This is a genomic window from Bacillus sp. P4_E1, assembly GCF_056401715.1.
The window spans coordinates 17,421-37,842 of record NZ_JBFUIV010000024.1 but is presented as its reverse complement, the minus strand read 5'-3'; the positions used below and the strand labels follow the sequence as shown (position 1 = coordinate 37,842).

The following is a 20,422-nucleotide window of genomic DNA, read 5'->3' as shown; positions in this document are numbered from 1 at the left end:
ACATTTTCAAACAAAAAAGACGAGGATAAAATCCCTCGTCTTTTCTCATTACTTTTCTTCAAATAATAACGCTTCTAATTCATTTAATTTCTCTTCAAATACTTGAAGTGCCTCTTTCACTGGTTCAGGAGATGCCATATCAACTCCTGCTTTTTTCAACACTTCAATTGGATAATCGGAGCTTCCCGCTTTTAAGAATTCGTTAATGTAACGTTCTACTGCTGGTTGCCCTTCTTCTAAAATTTGTTTAGATAACGCAGTCGCTGCACTAAATCCTGTTGCGTATTGATATACGTAATAGTTGTAATAGAAGTGCGGAATACGAGACCATTCTAAACCGATTTCTTTATCGATTACTAAAGCATCCCCGAAATATTTCTTATTTAAATCGTAGTAGATCTCCGTTAACATATCTGGCGTAACCGCATGTCCTTCTTGTACTTTTTTATGAATGATATGCTCGAACTCTGCAAACATTGTTTGACGGAATACAGTACCACGGAATCCTTCTAAATAATGATTTAATAAATATAGACGCTCTTTTTTATCTTCTGTCGTTTTTAATAAATAATCATTTAGAAGCGCTTCATTACAAGTTGATGCTACCTCTGCAACGAAGATTGAATAATCACCGTATACGTGTGGCTGTGTCTTTCTTGTGTAATAACTATGCACCGAATGACCAAACTCATGAGCAAGTGTATATAAATTATTTACATTATCATGCCAGTTCATTAAAATATACGGATTTGTTCCGTATGCACCAGATGAATATGCTCCGCTTCGTTTGCCTTTATTCTCGTACACATCTACCCAGCGATTTTCATATGCTTCTTTTAAAATTTCAACATATTCATCACCAAGTACGTTTAAAGATTTTAATAACAGGTCTTGCGCTTCTTCATACTTCACATTCATTTTCACTTCTTGTACAAGTGGTGTATATAAATCGTACATATGAAGCTCATCAAGTCCTAGTGCACGCTTACGAATATCAATGTAACGGTGTAATAAATGTAAGTTGTCATTTACCGTTTCAACGAGTTGATCGTATACTGCTTCAGGAATATTATTATTGCTTAATGCTGCTTGGCGAGCAGAGTCATATTTACGAATACGTGCATTGAAATTATTACGTTTCACTGCCCCGCTTAACGTACTTGCAAATGTGTTCTTAAATTTCCCATACGTTTCAAATACAGCTTTGAATGCATCTTCGCGAACACGACGATCATCACTTTCTAAAAACTGAATGTAACGGCCATGTGTTATTTCTACCTCTTCTCCATCCTCACCTTTAATAGATGGGAATTTCAAATCCGCATTATTCAACATACCGAATGTATTACTTGATGCACTCATCACTTCAGATGCTTCTGCTAATAACGCTTCCTCTGCCTCAGATAATACGTGCGGGCGTTGACGTGTAATTTCTTCTAATGCATGCTCATATACACTTAGTTCTCGATTTTCTTGTAAGAATGTTTGCAATGTATCTTCTGAAATAGATAAAATTTCAGGTACGATATACGCTGTGCTACTAGATACTTGTGAGTATAAATTTGTTGCGCGATCATTCAGTGCTTGATACACAGAGTTTGTTGTATCTTGATCGTAACGCATATGTGCATATGTATATAGCTTACCTAATCGCATTGAAATTTCATCTTCATATTGCAATGCCTCAAGCAAATTGTCTGCAGAGTCGCCAAGCTTCCCTTTAAATTCAGTTAACTTTGGCAATAGCTCTTTAATAGCTTGGAATTCTTTTTCCCATTCTGCATCTGTTTGGAAAATATCTTCTAATCGCCATGTGCTTGCTTCTTCAATCTCATTGCGATCTGGTAATGTTTTTGCTTTATTTTGTTCAGACATTCTGTAAGCCCTCCTTTAAATATCTCTACTTAAGTACAATTCTGTTTTTCTTATGTAATTCCTTCACGTTCATTCTTTATTATATCCCCTTTTTCTTCTCTCATGTTGAACTTTGTCTCAAATAGAGATAGTGCATGTGCTAAGCAAATTTCATCATATTTCATAATTTCTCCCTCTGTTTTTACCAACACAACATCTCTTATTTTTCGATACTTATTAATACCTATTTTTATTAATACACCTGCATAACATAAAAATGTCATATACTCCGAAACTGCTACCTTCCATATATGTTGTGCAAAATACGGAAGTAGACGCCTCTTCGTATATTTTGCTACATAGTTACATACGTATTGCAGAGAAATATACTCCCCTACCTTAAGCATACCTATACACTTCAAATAAAGAGAAGCTTGCCATATAAATGGATTTGTTTGAAAAGCAAACGCGGATGGGAGCGGAACACCGATTTCAGAAGGAAAGCTCGCTGGGGTACATTTATATTGATATAAGAGGCGGAGTAGTGACTTATGATTATAATTCCAGATAGATAGAGCGTTTTGCCGAAAATGGTTCTTTTTTCTCTTCCATTCTTGGCCTAATACCTCTTTTTGGAAAGGAACGGGGGAAAAGAGCATGTCAACAGTAGTCGTATCGGTTGGTAAATAAATAGTATGTGAGAAAGAAACATTTGTAGAAAACGGAGTGATAAATGCGCATTTCATAAATGATTTTTGTTTCGGGCAGAAGAAAATAAGAAATGGCTGAGGATAAGATTGTAAGGAGAAAGCCAGAAGTGAGGAAAATTTCATCCAATATGCAGATTGCTTTTTTAATTGATTTCCACCAATGATCCAGATGACCTGTATACCAGCTTGCCAATACGAGTATGTTCGTTTAGAAAGCTGTTCTATGGAGAGATTGGCGCATTGATATTCAATCGCAATTTCCCTACCTGCTCTCTCTACGAAAACATCTGGTCTTTGCTGGATTTTTGGAAGGTAATGCTCTATATCCACATGAAAATTTTGACGTTTCAACCATCTATATAACAATTCTTTACCTTGCATATGATACATAGATTCTGCTTCATAATAGGTAAGACATGAATCCACTTTCTTATGAGCAAAATGCCAGCTCTTTTGTGTTCCTAATTTCATTTGCACTTCTTTTCCGCAAGCTGTACAAAAGAATTTTTCTCGTTTACGCATTTCGCGTAAACGTTCTTCATCCCGGTTATATAATAGATGAATTTTCTCTCCGTTTTCTCTCCTTGCAATAAACATCCACCATCACACCCTTTCAACTTCTTGTATTCTACAATTTACTACAAATTCCTCTCAAAAAAAAAGATGTCCTAAATTAGGACATCTCTTTCTATAATAAAGGTGATAATAACCGATACGTCGATTCAACAATCCGCCTATGAAGACGTCTCTTATGAAATCGGTCAACATGAATTTCACTGGATTCTTCTAAATCGTCTTTAAAATCTTGAACGAGCTTTCGAATGCTACCTGTATCATATAAAAAGGCATTTACTTCAAAGTTTAAATGAAAACTTCTCATATCCATATTAGCTGTCCCAATTGATGCGAGATCAGAATCCACGATGACAACTTTACTATGAAGAAAACCTTTTTCATATTCATATATTTTTACTCCTGCATCTAATAACTCCGGAAAGTACGATCTTGATGCATAAAAGACAGTCCGCTTATCTGGCTTACTTGGCATTAACAAACGAACATCAATACCTGCAAGTGCAGCTACTTTTAATGCAGATAAAATATCATCATCTGGGATAAAGTATGGTGTTGCAATCCAAATCGATTTCCTAGCTGAAGCAATCATTGCAAAATATAAATGTTTAATTGTTTCCCATTTATTATCCGGTCCACCTCCAACAAGTTGGACTCCGCCCCAATGATCACCCTCAACTGCTTCCGCTTGTAAATATTCAGGTGCTAATACCGCCTCACCAGTCATATAAAACCAGTCTTGAAGGAAAATTAGCTGTAAACTTTGAACTGCTTCACCGCGTAAATATAAATGCGTGTCTCGCCAAAAACCGAAATATTTATCCTTCCCTAAATACTCATCACCAATATTTAATCCACCTACAAACCCTTCATTTCCATCTATAATAACGATTTTTCGGTGGTTTCGATAATTAATTTTATCGTTTAAAATTGGAAAGCGCACAGGGAAAAATGGAATCATTTCTACTCCTGCATCATTCAATTCTTCAATATACGAATTTGATAATTTAAAGCTTCCAACCGCGTCGTATAAAAAACGAACGACAACGCCTTCTTTTGATTTTTTTATTAAAATATCTTTAATTTCTGTACCGAGCTTGTCATCACGCACAATGTAATACTCCATATGAATGTGGTGTTTCGCTCGATTTAACCCATCTAAAATTGCCTGAAACGTTTCGTCTCCATTTGTTAATGTCCTCGTTTCAGTTTGAAATGAAATATTTAAAGCACCTAATCGATCTGCTAAACGAAATAACAATTCTTGATGCTTATGATTTCGTAAAATCCGTTCTTCGTAATCTTCGTGTCCCTTATATTGTAAAAACGCCTGTTCATCGAGTAATGCCTTCTTTTGGAACATTCTTTTTCTACGAAAATTTTGTCCAAATAAAAGATAAGCAAAGAAACCGAACACCGGAAAAATACCTAGTACGATTAACCACGTAAGTGTTTTAGACGGATGGCGGTTTTCTAAGAAAATAACACATCCAATTAAAAATGCGGAAACCGTAAATAAAATACTAATAATACCTAAAATAGAAACATCCTTTATCCCAATGACATCCGAATAAAATGCTACATCAATAAACATGCGTAATGAAACAAATAATGCGAACAATAGTAGAAAAAAGAAAAGTAGTTTTAACGTGTTTTTCATCTCTTACCTCCTTACTAAGAAAGCCTTCCTATTCTTCATAAAAAAAGCCGATTTCATACTATAGAAATCGGCCTACATTTTAGGAGGGAAATTGTTGCGAATTGTCTCAAGCGCACGCTCTTTCACAACCTGTTTCCCATACTCACTTACACGGTGAATCGTTAAAGTAGATTCTTCTCCATATTCTAAAACAATACTTAAAATACGATCAATTTCTTCTTCATCATGTAGCACTTCATCGAATTCCACATATACATAATATCGGTCCTCAAATGAATGTAATTCATCTTTTATATCTTCAAAGATAAGACGATGACTTAATGAAATAACATCTTCAAAATCATTAAACTTAATTAAAAAGCCAAACGTACCATCTTCATTAAAGTTTGTTCCTATTTGTTCTTCTACCTCTTCCACTAATTCTTGCTGGAATAATGATTCGATGCCTTCATCTAGAGGAATGTCTATAATTTTGTCTACACCTATTGGTAGTTCCAGCTTTTGTCCATCCTTTGAAAGCTCCGCTTTCGTTACAAGTACTTCAATCCCTTTATCGACTGCTTGCACTTGGATCCATAACGGCCCATCGATAAAGAAATCATCATGATCACGAGCTTCGTCCATCATCTCCCAAAAGAGCTCTTCACTTCGTTCGCGATCATACCAAATTTCTTCACGATTAAACCCTCTGTCCTCTATATCAATGTACGTAATAAAAAATTTCATCGTATGGTCATTAATTCTTTCAATATCCAAAATACAACGCTCCCTTCCTGCTTAGAATTGTTATGAAGGGATTCCCCACTCATATGACAAAACAATAGATTCTTGTACTCTCATTTTATGATAAGATTCTCCAGAAGGGAAATAAAATCGATTTATTTTACAAAAATAGTTATATACCTATCTGTATTCGACTTTTTACATAAAGTGAAACAATAATCAGTATTTTTTTCATCCTCCACTGATTATTAGCTCGCACCAATCGGAATAAATATACCATTATACCAATTCACTGCTCGCAAAAAATTTGGACATACATTCCCATATTCCCTCGTACACTGTAATAAAGTGAAACTTCTATTAGAGGTGATTATTTTGTCCCTGGGAACGCGGGATCAAAACTAGACAAACTTTCTTCACCACATACATATATTTCGCTTATTAAAACATCATAAATGGAGGCAGACGAATGGACTTAGAGTTTTTAACATCTGTACTAATGATTGTCGGTATCGATGTTGTACTAGGTGGCGATAACGCAATTGTCATCGCACTAGCTAGCCGAAATTTACCTGAAGCAAAACGAAATAAAGCCATTTTGATTGGTACTATGTTAGCAATTGTGCTACGAATTCTCCTCACGATACTAGCTGTCTATTTACTTGATATCCCATTTTTACAACTCACCGGCGGAATTTTACTTACATTAATTGCGGTCAATTTACTCACTGATAATAACAACGATCTTTCTTCTATCAAAGGAAAAACGACTTTATTCCAAGCTGTGCGTACAATTGTATTCGCGGATCTCGTTATGGGGTTTGACAATGTTATTGCCATTGCAGGAGCAGCTCACGGAAGACTTTCACTCGTAATTATCGGTTTATTCATTTCTATCCCGATTATCATTTGGGGAAGCAAACTTATTTTAATACTCATGGAACGCTTTCCATTTCTCATTTATTGCGGAGCAGCAGTTCTCGCCTATACAGCAGGAAAAATGATTACACATGAAGACAGACTTGCAACGTTTTTTCATCATAATCCTAGTTTTGCCACAAGTATCCCTTATTTGTTCATTTTCACAATTTTATGCATAGGCTTTATCGTTCAACAAGTGCGATTACGTAATGTTAAACAGTAAAAAAAAACCTTCTACTCTATAATAGGTAGAAGGTTTTCATATTATTATAATTAATTTACAAGACGCTGTGCTTCACGTAATTGGAACGTTCTTACTGTACGTGGTAAGAAACGACGGATTTCATCTTCGTTGTAACCTACTTGAAGGCGTTTTTCGTCAATCATAATTGGACGACGTAAAATACCTGGATAGTCACGAATCATCTTATATAAATCTTGAAGTGGTAAAGACTCTAAGTTCACATTCAATTCTTGGAAAACTTTTGAACGAGTAGAAATAATCTCATCCGTTCCGCTTTCTGTCATACGTAAAATCTCTTTAATCTCATCAATCGTTAATGGATCTGAGAAAATATTACGTTCTGTATAAGGAATATGATTTTCCTCTAGCCATAATTTCGCCTTTCTACAAGACGTACAGCTTGGAGAACTATATAATGTTACCATACAAAGCTCACTCTCCTTAAAGAGTACAAATTCTGTACTAATTACAGTTTAAATTTCTAACTTCCGCAATTTTTCGCGATAACTTGTCTTATAGCAAAGTAAAAAATCGCAATTCATGTAAGCAACAATAATTACTTTTAATAAGTAACTTCTATAATCATTATACAATAGTTTTTGCAAGAAATATACAGTGAATTTACTGCTAGTTGAGAAAATTCCTCCGTGTACTCCACTGCTATGCAACATGATTATACTCAGTAAAACTGTCCTTTAACAACGGTCCTCAACCCTTTTGATACTTACTTTCTACAATAATCTTCACTTGATATACAATTACAGTTTCATAATCTTCCCCATTAAAAAGAGAGCGTTTTCTTACCTTTTCCCGACAAAACAATTGAGAAATGTAAGACTCTAAAGGTTAGAAATAAAAAGGAACATTTGTTCTTATTTTAACAAATCTCTCCGCTCATGTCTATATGCTTTCTAAAGTAAATCGAATATTTTTCTGACATTTCTTTCTTTTTTACCATTTATCTCATACAATAAAAATACAGACAGACAAAGGGGGAATTTGCATATGATCGCTTTTTTTACTGATTTTATCATTGTTGCTACCCTCATCATCGGAATAACAGCATTGATTGGTGTCATTACAAATAGCATCGGTGAAAAACTCTTTGGTGGGAAAGAAAAAATGAAGTTTGTTAATAAAAGTTTAGATGTACAATCTGGCTGGAACCAAGTTGGCGGAAAAGGCATTTATAAAAAACGTACGTACTAAAAAAAGCAGGTAATCACCTGCTTTTTTTGTTATTTTCCTACTGATGCCCATTTGAAGCTTACTTCGCCACCATACTTATGGTTGTACATATCTTTAATTGTTTCTCTTTGTAAATATGCTCTACCACGTTGATATACTGGAACAATCGCAGCGTCATCAAGTAACATTTTTTCTGCTTCAAGTAAGTTTTTCCAACGAGCATTTACGTCGCTTCCATCTTTCTTCGCTTTCATAATAATCTCATCGTACTTCGGATTAGAATACTTCATTTTATTTTGTGCCCCATCAGTTACGAACATATCAAGATATGTAACTGGATCTGGGAAGTCTGCACTCCATCCAGAGAATGACATTACAAAGTCGCCCGCATCTTCTAATTTTAGTTTTTGCGCGAATGGTTGTTGTTTAATTTTCACTGTTAAACCTGGTAAATTCTTTTCTAACTCACCTTTTAAATATTCACCAGTTTTCTTCGATAATTCAACGTCTTCATTTAATAGCTCTAATTCAATTTCGTTTTTACCAAGCTCTTTTTTACCAGCTTCCCAATACTTTTTCGCTTCTTTTACATTTGGTTTTACAATATCTCCATTTTCAACACGGAAATCTTTTTTATCCGGTCCTTTAATGAAATTGTCAGGAATTAATCCCGTCGCTGGCTTAGAACCGTTATTTAATAATGTATCAACGAATGGTTTACGGTCAAAACCAAGAGAAATTGCTTTACGAATATTTTTATTTGCTAAAGCTGGGTCTTTTTGATTTAAGCGAAGGAAGAATACAGAAGTATCTTCTACCGTTTTGAAATCTGGTTTTCCTTTATATTTATCGATGAACTCTGCTAATAACGTCGCTCGATCGACTGCGTTTGTTTCATATAAATTAATTGGCGTAGACGTATCTTTTACAATATTAAAGTTCACTTCCTCAAGCTTCACTTCTTTATTGTCCCAATATGATGAGCTCTTTGTCATTTTGAAGCTACGTTCATGTTGCCAATCACTTAATGTAAATGGTCCGTTATAAAGTGTTGTATTTGCTTCTAAACCAAACTTCGCCCCTTGCTCTTTCACATACTTTTCATTAACAGGATAGAAGATCGGATAGACCATTAAATCAACAAGATATGGAATAGAATTATCTAATTCTACTTCTAGTGTATGATCATCAATCGCTTTTACACCTAATTGGTCTGGACTCATCTCTTTTTTATTAATTTTCTCAGCATTTTTTATATCGTACATAATGTACGCCGATTTCGCAGCTGTATCTGGATTAATTGCTCTTTGCCATGCATACACGAAATCTTTCGCCGTTACAGGTTCACCATTTGACCATTTTGCATCTTCACGTAATTTAAATGTATACTTTTTACCATCTTCTGACTTTTGGAATTCCTTCGCTACACCTGGAACTAATTTATCGTCTTTCCCAAGGCGGTATAGACCTTCCATCGTATTGTTCATTACTTTTGAAGAAACTGCATCAGCTGATAACGCTGGGTCCATCGTTGGAATTTCTTGTGTTTCAATTAAGTTAATAACTTGCTTCGCACCGCTTTTCCCGCTATCCCCTTTTGCGTTCGCTTGCGGTTCATCTTTTTGGTAGCCACATGCCCCTAAAATCATGCTCATTGCTACTGTTGATGCTACAAAAACTGGTATCTTTTTTTTCATACTTCCACCCTCCAAAAAAAATGTTAGCCCTTTCATTTTCAAAACAGAAAGAAATATATATATGTTCTAACAATTCATATTATACACATAAATATATTCTTTGTATATTTATATTTCTATTTTATTAAAATTTTCTGTTAACACCACGCGCCTTTGTAAACGTTTCATACTGCGTTTTTATTGAACTAAAGTGTTAAAGATGACCATTTTTATACTTTTCTAAATTATCAGAGAAAAATAATTTTTATATTCTATAATATCTTACGCATAATTATTCCTCCTTTTTTGTCATAAAATGAAGGTTTATTCATATTGAAAATATGTAGGCTAAAATAAGTGCAAAGGATATGAAAGTGTGTTACGATACACTTTGCTAAAAATAGATATCGGTAAAGAGGGGACGGACATGACAGCAATTCGCTCAAAAAACGGGCCAACAGAGAAATTAAGTTTATTCTTATTAACATGGCCTATTTTTCTAGAAGTTTTTCTTTTTATGCTGATGGGGATCGCTGATACTTTCATGTTAAGTGCATTATCAGACGATGCTGTATCTGGGGTTGGTGCAGCGAATCAATACCTTCATATCGCGATTTTAGTACTAGAAGTCATAGGGAATGGTGCAGCTATCGTTGTATCCCAATACCTCGGTTCTAAACGCTTTATGGAAGCATCAAAAATATCAGCATTAGCCGTCACATTAAATTTAGTGGTCGGACTCATTATAAGCGCTGGTTTTCTTTTATTTTCAAAACATATGATGATGGCAATGAATTTACAAGGCGATGTACTAACGTATGCACAAAGCTATCTATCCATCGTCGGAGGAGCTATTTTCCTTCAAGCTATTATTAACTCATTAGCCGCAATTATCCGCGTTCACGGCTTTACAAAGCAAGCAATGTTTGTTTCGCTTGGAATGAATATTATTCATATCGCCGGAAACTACGTACTTATTTTCGGGAAATTCGGTTTCCCTGAACTTGGTGTGCAAGGAGCCGCGATTTCTTCCGCTGTCAGCCGGTTAATCGCACTTATCGTTTTCTTCTGGTTACTGTACCGCGTTATGGAATACCGTGTGAAATTACAATATTACTTCACTTTATCAAAAGAATACGTTGGCAAAATTTTAAAGATCGGCATTCCATCTGCATTCGAACAAGTCATGTATCAAGCTTGTCAAATTGTCTTCTTATATTACGCAACATACTTAGGTACCGAATCGTTAGCTGCAAGACAATACGCTACTAACATTTCCATGTTCACTTATTTATTCGCCATTGCTATCGGTATGGGAACAGCTATTATCGTTGGACGCCTAGTTGGCGGAAATGAAAAGGATGAAGCTTACACACGCGTATGGAAAAGTGTACAATGGGCGATTGGTGTAACTTTATTTATGGTCATGCTCGTTGTTACATTCCGCACACAATTAATGGGACTATTTACGGATAATCCTCATATTATCGCTCTAGGGGCAAGCGTTCTTTTACTAAGTGTACTACTTGAAACAGGACGGACGATGAACATCGTCATCATTAATTCACTTCGTGCAGCTGGCGATGCAAAATATCCTGTTTTAATCGGCGCATTCTCCATGGTGTTAATGAGCTTACCACTCGGTTACTTTTTCGCCTTCCATTTAGACATGGGGCTCGTTGGTATTTGGCTAGCGATTGCTATCGACGAATGGACGCGAGCAATTATTATGTTCTTCCGCTGGAGAAGTAGATCGTGGGAAAATTATGCACTTGTTAAACCAAATGAACAAGATGAGAGTGTTTCTGTTCAGGCGCAGTAAAATAAAAGTGTTTCTAAATGAAGAAAAAGGCGGCTGGATTTCAGTCGCCTTTTCTTCATTCTTGGAAACTCTTAATTTGCTGTCTTTAAACAGAAAAAGAACTTGGATAAAATCTCTTTATACTAAATTAAGTTTAATTAGTATAAAAAATAGAGCCATCCTTCTGTAATAGAAGAATGGCTCTACTTTATTATTGATAGATTTCTTTATATTTCTTATACTCTGCTTCAGAACATAATACAAAATGTCCTGGGCGAATTTCACGCATTGTTGGTGCTTCCTCACCATATTGATGTTGAGATGGATCGTATACGATACGTTTACGATTGCGCTCATAATCTGGATCTGGAAGCGGAATTGCAGATAGTAGTGATTTTGTATATGGATGCATTGGATTCGCATATAACTCTTCACTTGTTGTCAACTCAACGATTTGACCACGGTACATTACACCAATGCGATCACTAATGTATTTTACCATTGATAAATCATGGGCGATGAATAAGTATGTTAAACCTTTTTCTCTTTGTAACTGTTTCAGTAAGTTTACAACTTGCGCCTGAATCGATACGTCAAGTGCTGAGATTGGTTCATCAGCAATGATAAATTCAGGTTCTACAGCTAGCGCACGAGCGATACCGATACGTTGACGTTGTCCGCCTGAGAATTCATGCGGGAAACGGTTTGCGTGCTCTTTATTTAAACCAACTGTATTTAATAATTCATGAACACGGTCCATACGCTCTTTTTTGCCTTTTGCTAGTCCGTGAATATCAATACCTTCTGCAATAATATCCCCAACTGTCATACGAGGATTTAATGATGCATATGGATCTTGGAAAATCATTTGCATTTTACGGTTGAACTTCTTCAGCTCGGCACGTGATTTTTTACCATGTACATTTTCACCATCGAACAACACTTCACCAGCAGTTGCATCATATAAACGAATAATCGTTCTTCCAGTTGTCGATTTACCACAACCTGATTCTCCTACAAGACCAAATGTTTCTCCGCGGTAAATATCAAATGAAATATCATTAACCGCTTTGACAACACCACCACTCACGTCGAAGTGCTGCTTTACATTTTTTACTTCAATTAATTTCTCACGTTGTTTAGTCATGTTGTTCACCTGCTTTCATTTGAAGAATGCGTTTTTCAACGACTGCCGGTGGTTTTACTTCTGGAGCTTGCTCGTGAAGTAACCAAGTTGCCGCATAGTGTGTATCACTTACTTTAAATAAAGGTGGGTCCATTTCAAAATCAATTTTCAATGCCTGCGGGTTACGTGGTGCAAAAGCATCACCCTTTGGCGGTTTTAATAAGTCTGGAGGCGTTCCTGGAATCGCATATAGCTCGTCCTCTGCACCATCTAAGCTTGGCATAGATGCGATTAAGCCCCATGTGTATGGATGTTTTGGATTGTAGAAAATTTCATCAACAGTTCCAATTTCAACAACTTTACCAGCGTACATAACCGCAACTCGGTCTGCAACGTTTGCCACTACACCTAAGTCATGCGTAATGAAAATGATTGCTGCTTCTGTTTTTTGCTGAATGTCCTTCATAAGTTCTAAAATTTGCGCCTGAATTGTAACGTCTAGCGCTGTTGTCGGCTCATCGGCAATTAATAATTTCGGATTACAAGCTAACGCCATCGCAATAACTACACGCTGTCTCATACCACCTGAGAATTGGTGAGGATATTGTTTTAAGCGCGCTTCTGGATTCGGAATACCTACAAGGTCGATTAATTCTAACGCAACTTTACGTGCATCTGCTTTACTCATCCCTTGGTGTTTAATAAGACCTTCCATAATCTGATTACCAATTGTCATCGTTGGATTTAATGATGTCATTGGATCTTGGAAAATCATCGCAATATCTTTACCGCGTACTTGCTGCATTTCTTTTTCTGTTAGTTTCGTTAAGTCACGACCTTCAAATACGATTTCACCGTTTTTAATACGCCCTGGAGGATTCGGAATTAATCCCATTAACGCTTTAGAAGTAACTGATTTACCAGAACCAGATTCTCCTACAATCGCTAATGTTTCTCCTTTTTTCAAATCAAAAGTAACACCGCGTACAGCTTGTACTTCACCTGCATGTGTATCAAAGGAGACTTGCAAATCTTTTACCTCTAGCAATGTTTTCATTTTTACTTCTCCCCTCTTTTACTTACGCATTTTTGGATCTAACGCGTCGCGTAATCCGTCTGCAATTAAGTTGAATGCTAAGATTAACATACTGATGACAACCGCTGGGATGAACATCATATGTGGATACGTTTGAATTGATTTATAACCATCATTTACAAGAGAACCAAGTGATGCGAATGGTGGCTGAATACCTAGTCCGATGAAGCTTAAGAATGCTTCACCAAATACCGCTGTTGGAATTGTAAACATTGTCATTACGATAATTGGTCCCATTACGTTCGGAATTAAGTGCTTCACAATTAACTGTGTATTCGTTGCCCCTAATGTACGAGATGCTAATACATATTCTTGGTTTTTTAATTTTAGGATCTGTCCACGAACGATACGCGACATCCCTATCCAACCTGTAATTGCCATCGCAAGTGTAATTGACCAAATACCTGATCCCATAATGATTACCATTAAAATAACGATGATTAAGTATGGAATACCGTTAATGATCTCCATAATACGTTGCATAATATTATCTACTCTGCCGCCATAGAAGGCTGAAATACCTCCATATGCAACCCCAATTACTAAGTCAATCGCTGCTGCTAAAAGAGCGATATATAATGATACTCGTGTACCTTCCCATGTTCTTGTCCATAAATCACGGCCAAGATCATCTGTACCAAACCAGAAGTACTCTTTAATATCACGTTTTTCATATTGGTCAACACCATATTGATCTGTACCGTCAAATGGTAGCCAATGAACATTTTCAATCACTGGAATTTTCGGTGGCATTTTCGCACGACCTAAATCCTGCTCTTTATAAGAATGCTTACTTACCATCGGTCCTAAAATTGCTAGTAGTACAATAAGCATTAATAATATGAAACCAAACATTGCACCTTTATGTTGGAACAAACGTCTTCTTACATCTTGCCAAAACGTTAAGCTTGGACGGGCAATGACTTCATTATCAACATTACTCTGATTGGCTGGTTGAAATAAATCTGGAGATAATTTTTGTACATCTTTCATCATTTTTTCCCTCCCGCTAAACGAATACGAGGATCAATAATTCCGTATAAAATATCGACAATGAAAATAACTAAGATGAAGATCGCACTATAGAAAATTGTAGTTCCCATAATAACTGTATAGTCATTCACTGTAATCGATTTAACGAATTGTTCCCCAAGTCCAGGTACAGCGTAAATTTGCTCAATAACTAGTGTCCCTGTAATTAATCCTGCAACCATTGGTCCTAAAATTGTTACAACTGGAATTAATGCGTTACGCAGTGCGTGCTTGATAATGATAACGCCTTGGCTAATTCCTTTCGCTTTCGCTGTTAAAATGTAGTCTGCTTGCATAACCTCAATTAACTCTGCACGAGCGAAACGTGCGATTGTTGCGATAACTGCCATCGATAAGGCAATTGTAGGCATTACTGTAAACTCCGGTCCTTTCCAGAATGCTACTGGGAACCAACCAAGTTTTACCCCTACGAAATATTGTAGTAATGCGGCGAATACGAATGAGGGTACCGACATCCCGAGTACGGAAATAATTGTCGCCCCATAATCGACCCACGTATTGTTACGAAGCGCCGCAACGATTCCTAAAATTAAACCGATAAATGTTCCTAATATAATCGCTTGTAAACCAAGTTGTGCTGATGGTCCAATACGATCCACAATCATATCTGTTACTGGGCGGTTATCATATTGGAATGATACCCCTAAATCACCTTTTGCTAAGTTACCTAAGTAACGTGCATATTGAACTGGTACCGGATCATTTAAACCATATTTTTCAAGAATGATTTCTTTTTGTGCCGGTGATAGCTTCTCCTGGTTTTTAAGCGGAGAACCCGGTAGTAATTTCATCAAAAAGAAAGTCAGTGTAGTAATTAAAAATAATGTCAAAGCCATGTACACGAAACGTTTTAATACATAACGTCCCATAGTCAAGCACCTCCCCGTTTTTCTCAAAAGCAATAAGATAGTTTAAAATATTCTTACTTTTATTTTTTTAAAATAAGAGCATATGCCCATCATAGGCATATACCCTTGTAAACGATGGAAAAAAGATTATTTTTGTTCAACAGATGCCCATTTGTAAGTTAATCTACCACCATAGTTAATTGGGATAATATCTTTTACGGCACCTTTTACCACATATGCTGAACCTTTTTGGAAGATCGGAGTAATAACTGCATCCTCTTTAATTAATATTTTCTCTACTTCTAAAAGGTTGTTCCAGCGAGCTTGTAAATCTTTTGTATCTGTTTTTGCTTTTAGAATTAGCTCATCATATTTCGGATTAGAATATCCTGTTTTATTTTGTGAACCATTCGTAACAAACATATCTAAATATGAAACTGGATCTGGGAAGTCTGGACCCCAAATACCAAACGCCATATCATATTCTTGAGAGTCTTCTAACTTATTTTTTTGTGCGAATGGCTGCTGTTTAATTTTGATCGTTAAACCAGGTAAGTTCTTTTCCATCTCACCTTTTAAGAATTCGCCAATTTTTTTCGCATCTTCATTATCAAAGCTTAAGAATTCTAGTTCAATTTTATCAGTGCCAAGCTCTTTCTTTGCTGTTTCCCAAAGTTTTTTCGCTTCTTTTGAATCCGTTTCAACTAGATTTCCATTTTCAGCACGGAAGTCTTTTTTATTCGGACCTTCAGCGAAATCTTTTCCAACAAATCCGTAAGCACCGATTGCGCCGTTGTTTAAAATAACTTTTGCAATGTTATCACGGTCAAAGGACATTGAAATTGCTTTTCTTAAGTTTTTATTACTCAAATACTTATTATTTTGATTAAATCTTAAGTAGGCAACTCCAGCTTCTTTTCGTGTTTGGAACTCTGGAGTTTGTCTAAATTTATCAACAAATTCCGATGTTAGAGCCGCACGATCAATCGAATTTGTCTCATATAAATTTACATCAGTCGATGTATTTTTCACAATATTGAAATTTATTTCTTCGATTTTAACCGTCTTGTTATCCCAATATGATGGATTCTTCTTAAATTGGAAGCTTTGTTCATGTTTCCAATCACTCATAACGAATGGCCCGTTATATAATGTTGTATTTGCCTCTAAACCAAACTTATCACCTTGTGATTTCACAAAGTTCTCATTTAGTGGGTAGAACACCGGATAAACCGTTAAATCAATAAAGTAAGGAACGGGATTGTCTAATTCCACTTCTAATGTATAATCATCAATCGCCTTTACACCTAATTGGTCAGCAGGTAATTCTTTTTTATGAATTTTTTCTGCATTTTTAATATCGAACATAATGTATGAATACGTCGCTTTTGTATCTGGATTTACTGCTCTTTTCCATGAATACACAAAGTCTTTCGCTGTTACAGGTTCCCCATTCGACCATTTCGCATCTTTTCTTAACTTAAATATGTATTTCTTCCCATCATCTAGCTTTTGGACATCTTCAGCAATCCCAGGCATTCTCTTTTGATCTTTGCCAGTACGATATAAACCTTCCATCGTATTATTTAATGCTGTTGAAGATGCAGAATCTGATGCTAACGATGCATCCATTGATGGAATTTCAGATAACTCTGTTAAATTAAGAATCTGTTTTCCGTTACTACTACTAGTAGTGTTTTCTTTTCCTTTTGCTTTAGCGTCCTCTTTCTGGTAGCTACACGCGCCAAGCAACATACTTGCAGTTAAAGTTGATGCAAGTAATAACGGTATCTTTTTCTTCATGTTGTGTTGCCTCCCCTAATTGCACTTACTGTACCCTCACTTGTAGAAAAGTAGAATTGAAAGAATAATCTCCAAGTTTCTACAATTTTCATTATACATATAATATGACGATTGTGAATATAGTTTTTTGTTTTTTTGTTAAAATTTTTAATAAAATGTTTATATTTTTAATTTTTTGTAAAGGGATACGTTAACATTGCTACCATCATCTTGAAATTAGAACCTCAATTGCGTATAATTTTCAAAAAATTATTTATATTACTTATTATAACTTTTATAGTATAATAATTCTAGTAATATTTTGACGGAGGGGAATATTTTGAATAAAGTTTTTTTTCATACTTGTATACTATTTTTGGTTGCGATAATCGCTTCTAGTGTGGGCGCATTCCTCGTTTCATCTCATTTTTTGTTGAATTTTGTCAACATCTCATTCTATATTGCATTGTTTTTTATTCTTATAGGTGGTTTTTTATTCATATTTCAAAACGGATTTTTTAACGTAACAATTTACGCATTCCAAAGAGTATTTGGTACGAATAAAAAAATTGACTCTTTAATTGAAGAAGCAGAGGAACCTATCGATAAGAAAGAACGTATTTATAAAACATATTCATTCAAATGGACGTATCCGATTTGTATTACCGGTATCGTACTTGGGTTGTTCTCGATCCTCATTAGCTTTACTATTTTGATGTAGTTTGCAAACACTATCCCATATGATATAATAATCAGCAAAACATTTTGTTATAAAACTTTAGTTCTTTCATATTAAAAGAGCTTAGGTATCAATAAATAAATTTATATGTATGCGATGATAAAGAAGAGTACATATTGAGGCAATTTCAGAGAGCTTGTGGCTGGTGTGAACAAGTAATTGCGCAGTATGGAATGGGCTTTTGAGCACCAAACCGAACCGAAAGTAGTAGGCTTTGGCGTTATATCCAGACGTTATTATGGATCTTGAGAGATTTCACAGCTGTGAAATAATTAGGGTGGTACCGCGGTCCATTCGTCCCTATGTAATTTGGGATGAATGGGCTTTTTTGTATGCCTTCTCTTCCCCATCGCACATTCAATTTTAGGAGGAATTACTTATGTCAGTTATCTTTTCTGGTATTCAGCCAAGCGGAACAATTACACTTGGAAACTATTTAGGAGCTATGAAGCAATTTACAGAGCTTCAAAATGAACACGACTGTTATTTCTGTATTGTAAACCAACATGCGATTACAGTACCTCAAGATCCCGTACAACTTCGTAAAAACATTCGCAGTCTTGCTGCACTTTATGTAGCATGTGGCATCGATCCTGAAAAAGCTACTTTATTTGTACAATCAGAAGTACCAGCACACGCTCAACTAGGATGGATTATGCAATCAGTTGCTTACGTTGGAGAATTAGAGCGTATGACGCAATATAAAGATAAATCTTCTGGTAGAGATTCAGTTCCAGCTGGATTACTAACGTATCCACCATTAATGGCTGCTGATATTTTACTTTACAACACTGAAATCGTACCTGTTGGTGATGATCAAAAACAACATATGGAATTAACACGCGACCTAGCAGAGCGTTTCAACAAACGCTTCCGTGAAGTGTTCACTGTTCCTGAAATTCGTATTCCAAAAGTAGGAGCTCGCGTTATGTCATTAACAGAACCTACGAAAAAAATGAGTAAATCTGATCCGAATCCAAAAGCAATGATCAGTATGCTTGATGAACCAAAAACAATTGAAAAGAAAATTAAAAGTGCTGTAACTGATTCTGAAGGTATCGTGAAATTTGATAAAGAAAACAAACCTGGAATCTCTAACTTATTAACAATCTACTCTTCATTCTCTGGAAAAACAGTTGAAGAAATAGAAGCAATGTACGAAGGAAAAGGATACGGGGACTTCAAAGGCGACCTAGCACAAGTAGTCGTAGAAGCAATTCGTCCAATCCAAGACAAATATAACGAACTAATCAACTCACCAGAACTAGACGAAATTCTAGACAAAGGTGCAGAAAAAGCAAACCGCGTTGCATTCAAACAACTACGCAAAGTAGAAAACGCAATGGGATTAAGTAGAAAACGTAGGTAACTTATAAAGCGGAGGCAGCTCGTTCAGCTCTGACTGGCTAAGGTTCTTTCGCATAAAAGACGCTTTTTGTCTTCTTATGCGGAAGGTTCTTAGACACGAAGAGCTTGCTGCCAGAGCTGGATTACTACAAAAAGCGGAAGCGGCTCGCTCAGAATGTGAGGGGGATGGAGCTCCTGACGTAGAGGCGGGTTTTGCCTCGCAGGAAGGCGCGAAGCCACCGAACATTCTTGTCACCTCCATAAAAAAAACCGCCAATTGGCGGTTTTTTTAATTTACCTTCTGCTCATTTTCCATTTCCCATAACTTTTCAAAAAACGGCTGTCCTTTTACAAGGCGCTCACATAATTGCTCGTGCTTCTCAGACCATCCAGTTTTCGCTTCATCATAAAGTTTAGCCCAAACATCTTCAAACTCCATATGTTGGACCATTCCGTACGCTGATGGATCCCATTCTGTGAACCAATAGCGAATTTCAGCTGGATTTTTCGTTGTATGTAATTGATCTAATGCCATAAATAATAATTGTTTTAACTGTCTTTCTTTACGAGTTAGGCCGTTCATAATGAAAGGCGACGGTGATAAAATATGATGTTCTTTTTCAATCTCTTCCACTTGGAACTCATACTTTTCTGCTTGCACATTCTCTACCATCTCATATACCATCTGTTCTTGACGCGGTATAAGCCTACTTTTTCTAATTGGCACATTATAGCCGATTGAATCAATCGCAATAATTCCTTTTCCATCTGTAACTACAAAACAATATTCTTGTTGCAAACGTTCGTGATTTTTACGAATATAAGCCTTATGATATACGTCTTCCAATAATTTTTGCGGAAGCTCTAATAATTCGTTCTCGATGTAATGATATAATGTGGCATCTACTTTTAATAATGGCACTTGATCTAATAGCTCAATCGTATCATCTTTCCGCCATTCGTAAAAATGACAAACGTTATACCCATTCTCTTCACCTTCAAACCAATTTACCCATACATCATGTAGATATAACATTCACTACCCCTCACTTCACTACTGTTTGTACCAATCATTATGTTC

17 protein-coding genes and 1 other annotated feature are annotated in these 20,422 nt (G+C 36.0%); of the genes, 5 read left to right on the top strand and 12 right to left on the bottom strand.

The window, feature by feature from the left end:
• Positions 1 to 48 precede the first annotated feature (48 nt).
• From pepF to mecA, 4 genes are all read right to left on the bottom strand, one after another.
• Positions 49 to 1,875: an oligoendopeptidase F gene (pepF, locus tag AC1DS7_RS24915; protein ID WP_002134970.1), complete on the bottom strand. Its 1,827-nt coding sequence runs from the start codon at positions 1,873 to 1,875 to the stop codon at positions 49 to 51.
• Positions 1,876 to 1,925: 50 nt separating this feature from the next.
• Entirely contained in the window at positions 1,926 to 3,161 is a 1,236-nt protein-coding gene (locus tag AC1DS7_RS24910) for a competence protein CoiA (RefSeq protein WP_476999276.1), read from the bottom strand.
• Between the two features lie 91 nt (positions 3,162 to 3,252).
• Positions 3,253 to 4,797: a cardiolipin synthase gene (locus AC1DS7_RS24905; protein WP_002064255.1), complete on the bottom strand. Its 1,545-nt coding sequence runs from the start codon at positions 4,795 to 4,797 to the stop codon at positions 3,253 to 3,255.
• Positions 4,798 to 4,869: 72 nt separating this feature from the next.
• Positions 4,870 to 5,553 (bottom strand): adaptor protein MecA, encoded by a 684-nt coding sequence (gene mecA, locus AC1DS7_RS24900; RefSeq protein ID WP_002030378.1) that lies wholly within the window; start codon positions 5,551 to 5,553, stop codon positions 4,870 to 4,872.
• Between the two features lie 436 nt (positions 5,554 to 5,989).
• Here mecA and AC1DS7_RS24895 point away from each other — a divergent pair, with 436 nt between their 5' ends.
• On the top strand, positions 5,990 to 6,664 hold the full coding sequence (locus tag AC1DS7_RS24895) for a TerC family protein (protein WP_002011349.1): 675 nt from the start codon (positions 5,990 to 5,992) through the stop codon (positions 6,662 to 6,664).
• A gap of 50 nt (positions 6,665 to 6,714) precedes the next feature.
• On the opposite strand, the gene spx is transcribed toward AC1DS7_RS24895, so the two are convergent.
• Positions 6,715 to 7,110 carry a transcriptional regulator Spx gene (gene spx / locus AC1DS7_RS24890; RefSeq protein ID WP_002011348.1) on the bottom strand — a complete coding sequence of 132 codons (396 nt, stop codon included), beginning with the start codon at positions 7,108 to 7,110 and terminating at the stop codon, positions 6,715 to 6,717.
• 580 nt (positions 7,111 to 7,690) lie between these two features.
• Between spx and AC1DS7_RS24885 the strand changes: the two genes are divergently transcribed.
• Positions 7,691 to 7,894 carry a hypothetical protein gene (locus AC1DS7_RS24885; protein ID WP_000559981.1) on the top strand — a complete coding sequence of 68 codons (204 nt, stop codon included), beginning with the start codon at positions 7,691 to 7,693 and terminating at the stop codon, positions 7,892 to 7,894.
• A gap of 29 nt (positions 7,895 to 7,923) precedes the next feature.
• On the opposite strand, the gene AC1DS7_RS24880 is transcribed toward AC1DS7_RS24885, so the two are convergent.
• Positions 7,924 to 9,570 (bottom strand): peptide ABC transporter substrate-binding protein, encoded by a 1,647-nt coding sequence (locus AC1DS7_RS24880; RefSeq protein WP_002125935.1) that lies wholly within the window; start codon positions 9,568 to 9,570, stop codon positions 7,924 to 7,926.
• A 355-nt stretch (positions 9,571 to 9,925) separates the two neighbouring features.
• Here AC1DS7_RS24880 and AC1DS7_RS24875 point away from each other — a divergent pair, with 355 nt between their 5' ends.
• Positions 9,926 to 11,371: an MATE family efflux transporter gene (locus AC1DS7_RS24875; RefSeq protein ID WP_002166144.1), complete on the top strand. Its 1,446-nt coding sequence runs from the start codon at positions 9,926 to 9,928 to the stop codon at positions 11,369 to 11,371.
• 190 nt (positions 11,372 to 11,561) lie between these two features.
• Here AC1DS7_RS24875 and AC1DS7_RS24870 read toward each other — a convergent pair whose 3' ends face one another.
• The 5 genes from AC1DS7_RS24870 to AC1DS7_RS24850 form a co-directional block, all read right to left on the bottom strand.
• The gene (locus tag AC1DS7_RS24870; protein ID WP_002086978.1) at positions 11,562 to 12,497 is read right to left on the bottom strand and encodes an ABC transporter ATP-binding protein; all 936 of its coding nucleotides are present in this window, start codon (positions 12,495 to 12,497) and stop codon (positions 11,562 to 11,564) included.
• On the bottom strand, positions 12,490 to 13,533 hold the full coding sequence (locus AC1DS7_RS24865) for an ABC transporter ATP-binding protein (RefSeq protein WP_002011337.1): 1,044 nt from the start codon (positions 13,531 to 13,533) through the stop codon (positions 12,490 to 12,492). Before AC1DS7_RS24865 ends, AC1DS7_RS24870 begins: the two co-directional genes overlap by 8 nt.
• An 18-nt stretch (positions 13,534 to 13,551) precedes the next feature.
• Positions 13,552 to 14,568: an oligopeptide ABC transporter permease gene (opp3C, locus tag AC1DS7_RS24860; RefSeq protein WP_012260546.1), complete on the bottom strand. Its 1,017-nt coding sequence runs from the start codon at positions 14,566 to 14,568 to the stop codon at positions 13,552 to 13,554.
• Complete coding sequence (gene opp3b, locus AC1DS7_RS24855; protein WP_000534165.1) at positions 14,565 to 15,494, bottom strand: oligopeptide ABC transporter permease; 930 nt, start codon at positions 15,492 to 15,494, stop codon at positions 14,565 to 14,567. The genes opp3C and opp3b overlap by 4 nt, the downstream gene beginning before the upstream one ends.
• A 126-nt stretch (positions 15,495 to 15,620) precedes the next feature.
• The gene (locus AC1DS7_RS24850) at positions 15,621 to 17,276 is read right to left on the bottom strand and encodes a peptide ABC transporter substrate-binding protein (RefSeq protein ID WP_002125925.1); all 1,656 of its coding nucleotides are present in this window, start codon (positions 17,274 to 17,276) and stop codon (positions 15,621 to 15,623) included.
• Between the two features lie 319 nt (positions 17,277 to 17,595).
• Between AC1DS7_RS24850 and AC1DS7_RS24845 the strand changes: the two genes are divergently transcribed.
• Positions 17,596 to 17,976: a DUF3899 domain-containing protein gene (locus tag AC1DS7_RS24845; RefSeq protein ID WP_002125921.1), complete on the top strand. Its 381-nt coding sequence runs from the start codon at positions 17,596 to 17,598 to the stop codon at positions 17,974 to 17,976.
• A gap of 105 nt (positions 17,977 to 18,081) precedes the next feature.
• Positions 18,082 to 18,299: a binding site (T-box leader), on the top strand.
• Positions 18,300 to 18,373: 74 nt separating this feature from the next.
• Entirely contained in the window at positions 18,374 to 19,363 is a 990-nt protein-coding gene (gene trpS, locus AC1DS7_RS24840) for a tryptophan--tRNA ligase (RefSeq protein WP_000110999.1), read from the top strand.
• A gap of 267 nt (positions 19,364 to 19,630) precedes the next feature.
• Here trpS and AC1DS7_RS24835 read toward each other — a convergent pair whose 3' ends face one another.
• Positions 19,631 to 20,377 (bottom strand): YjbA family protein, encoded by a 747-nt coding sequence (locus AC1DS7_RS24835; RefSeq protein ID WP_002030367.1) that lies wholly within the window; start codon positions 20,375 to 20,377, stop codon positions 19,631 to 19,633.
• Positions 20,378 to 20,422: the final 45 nt, after the last annotated feature.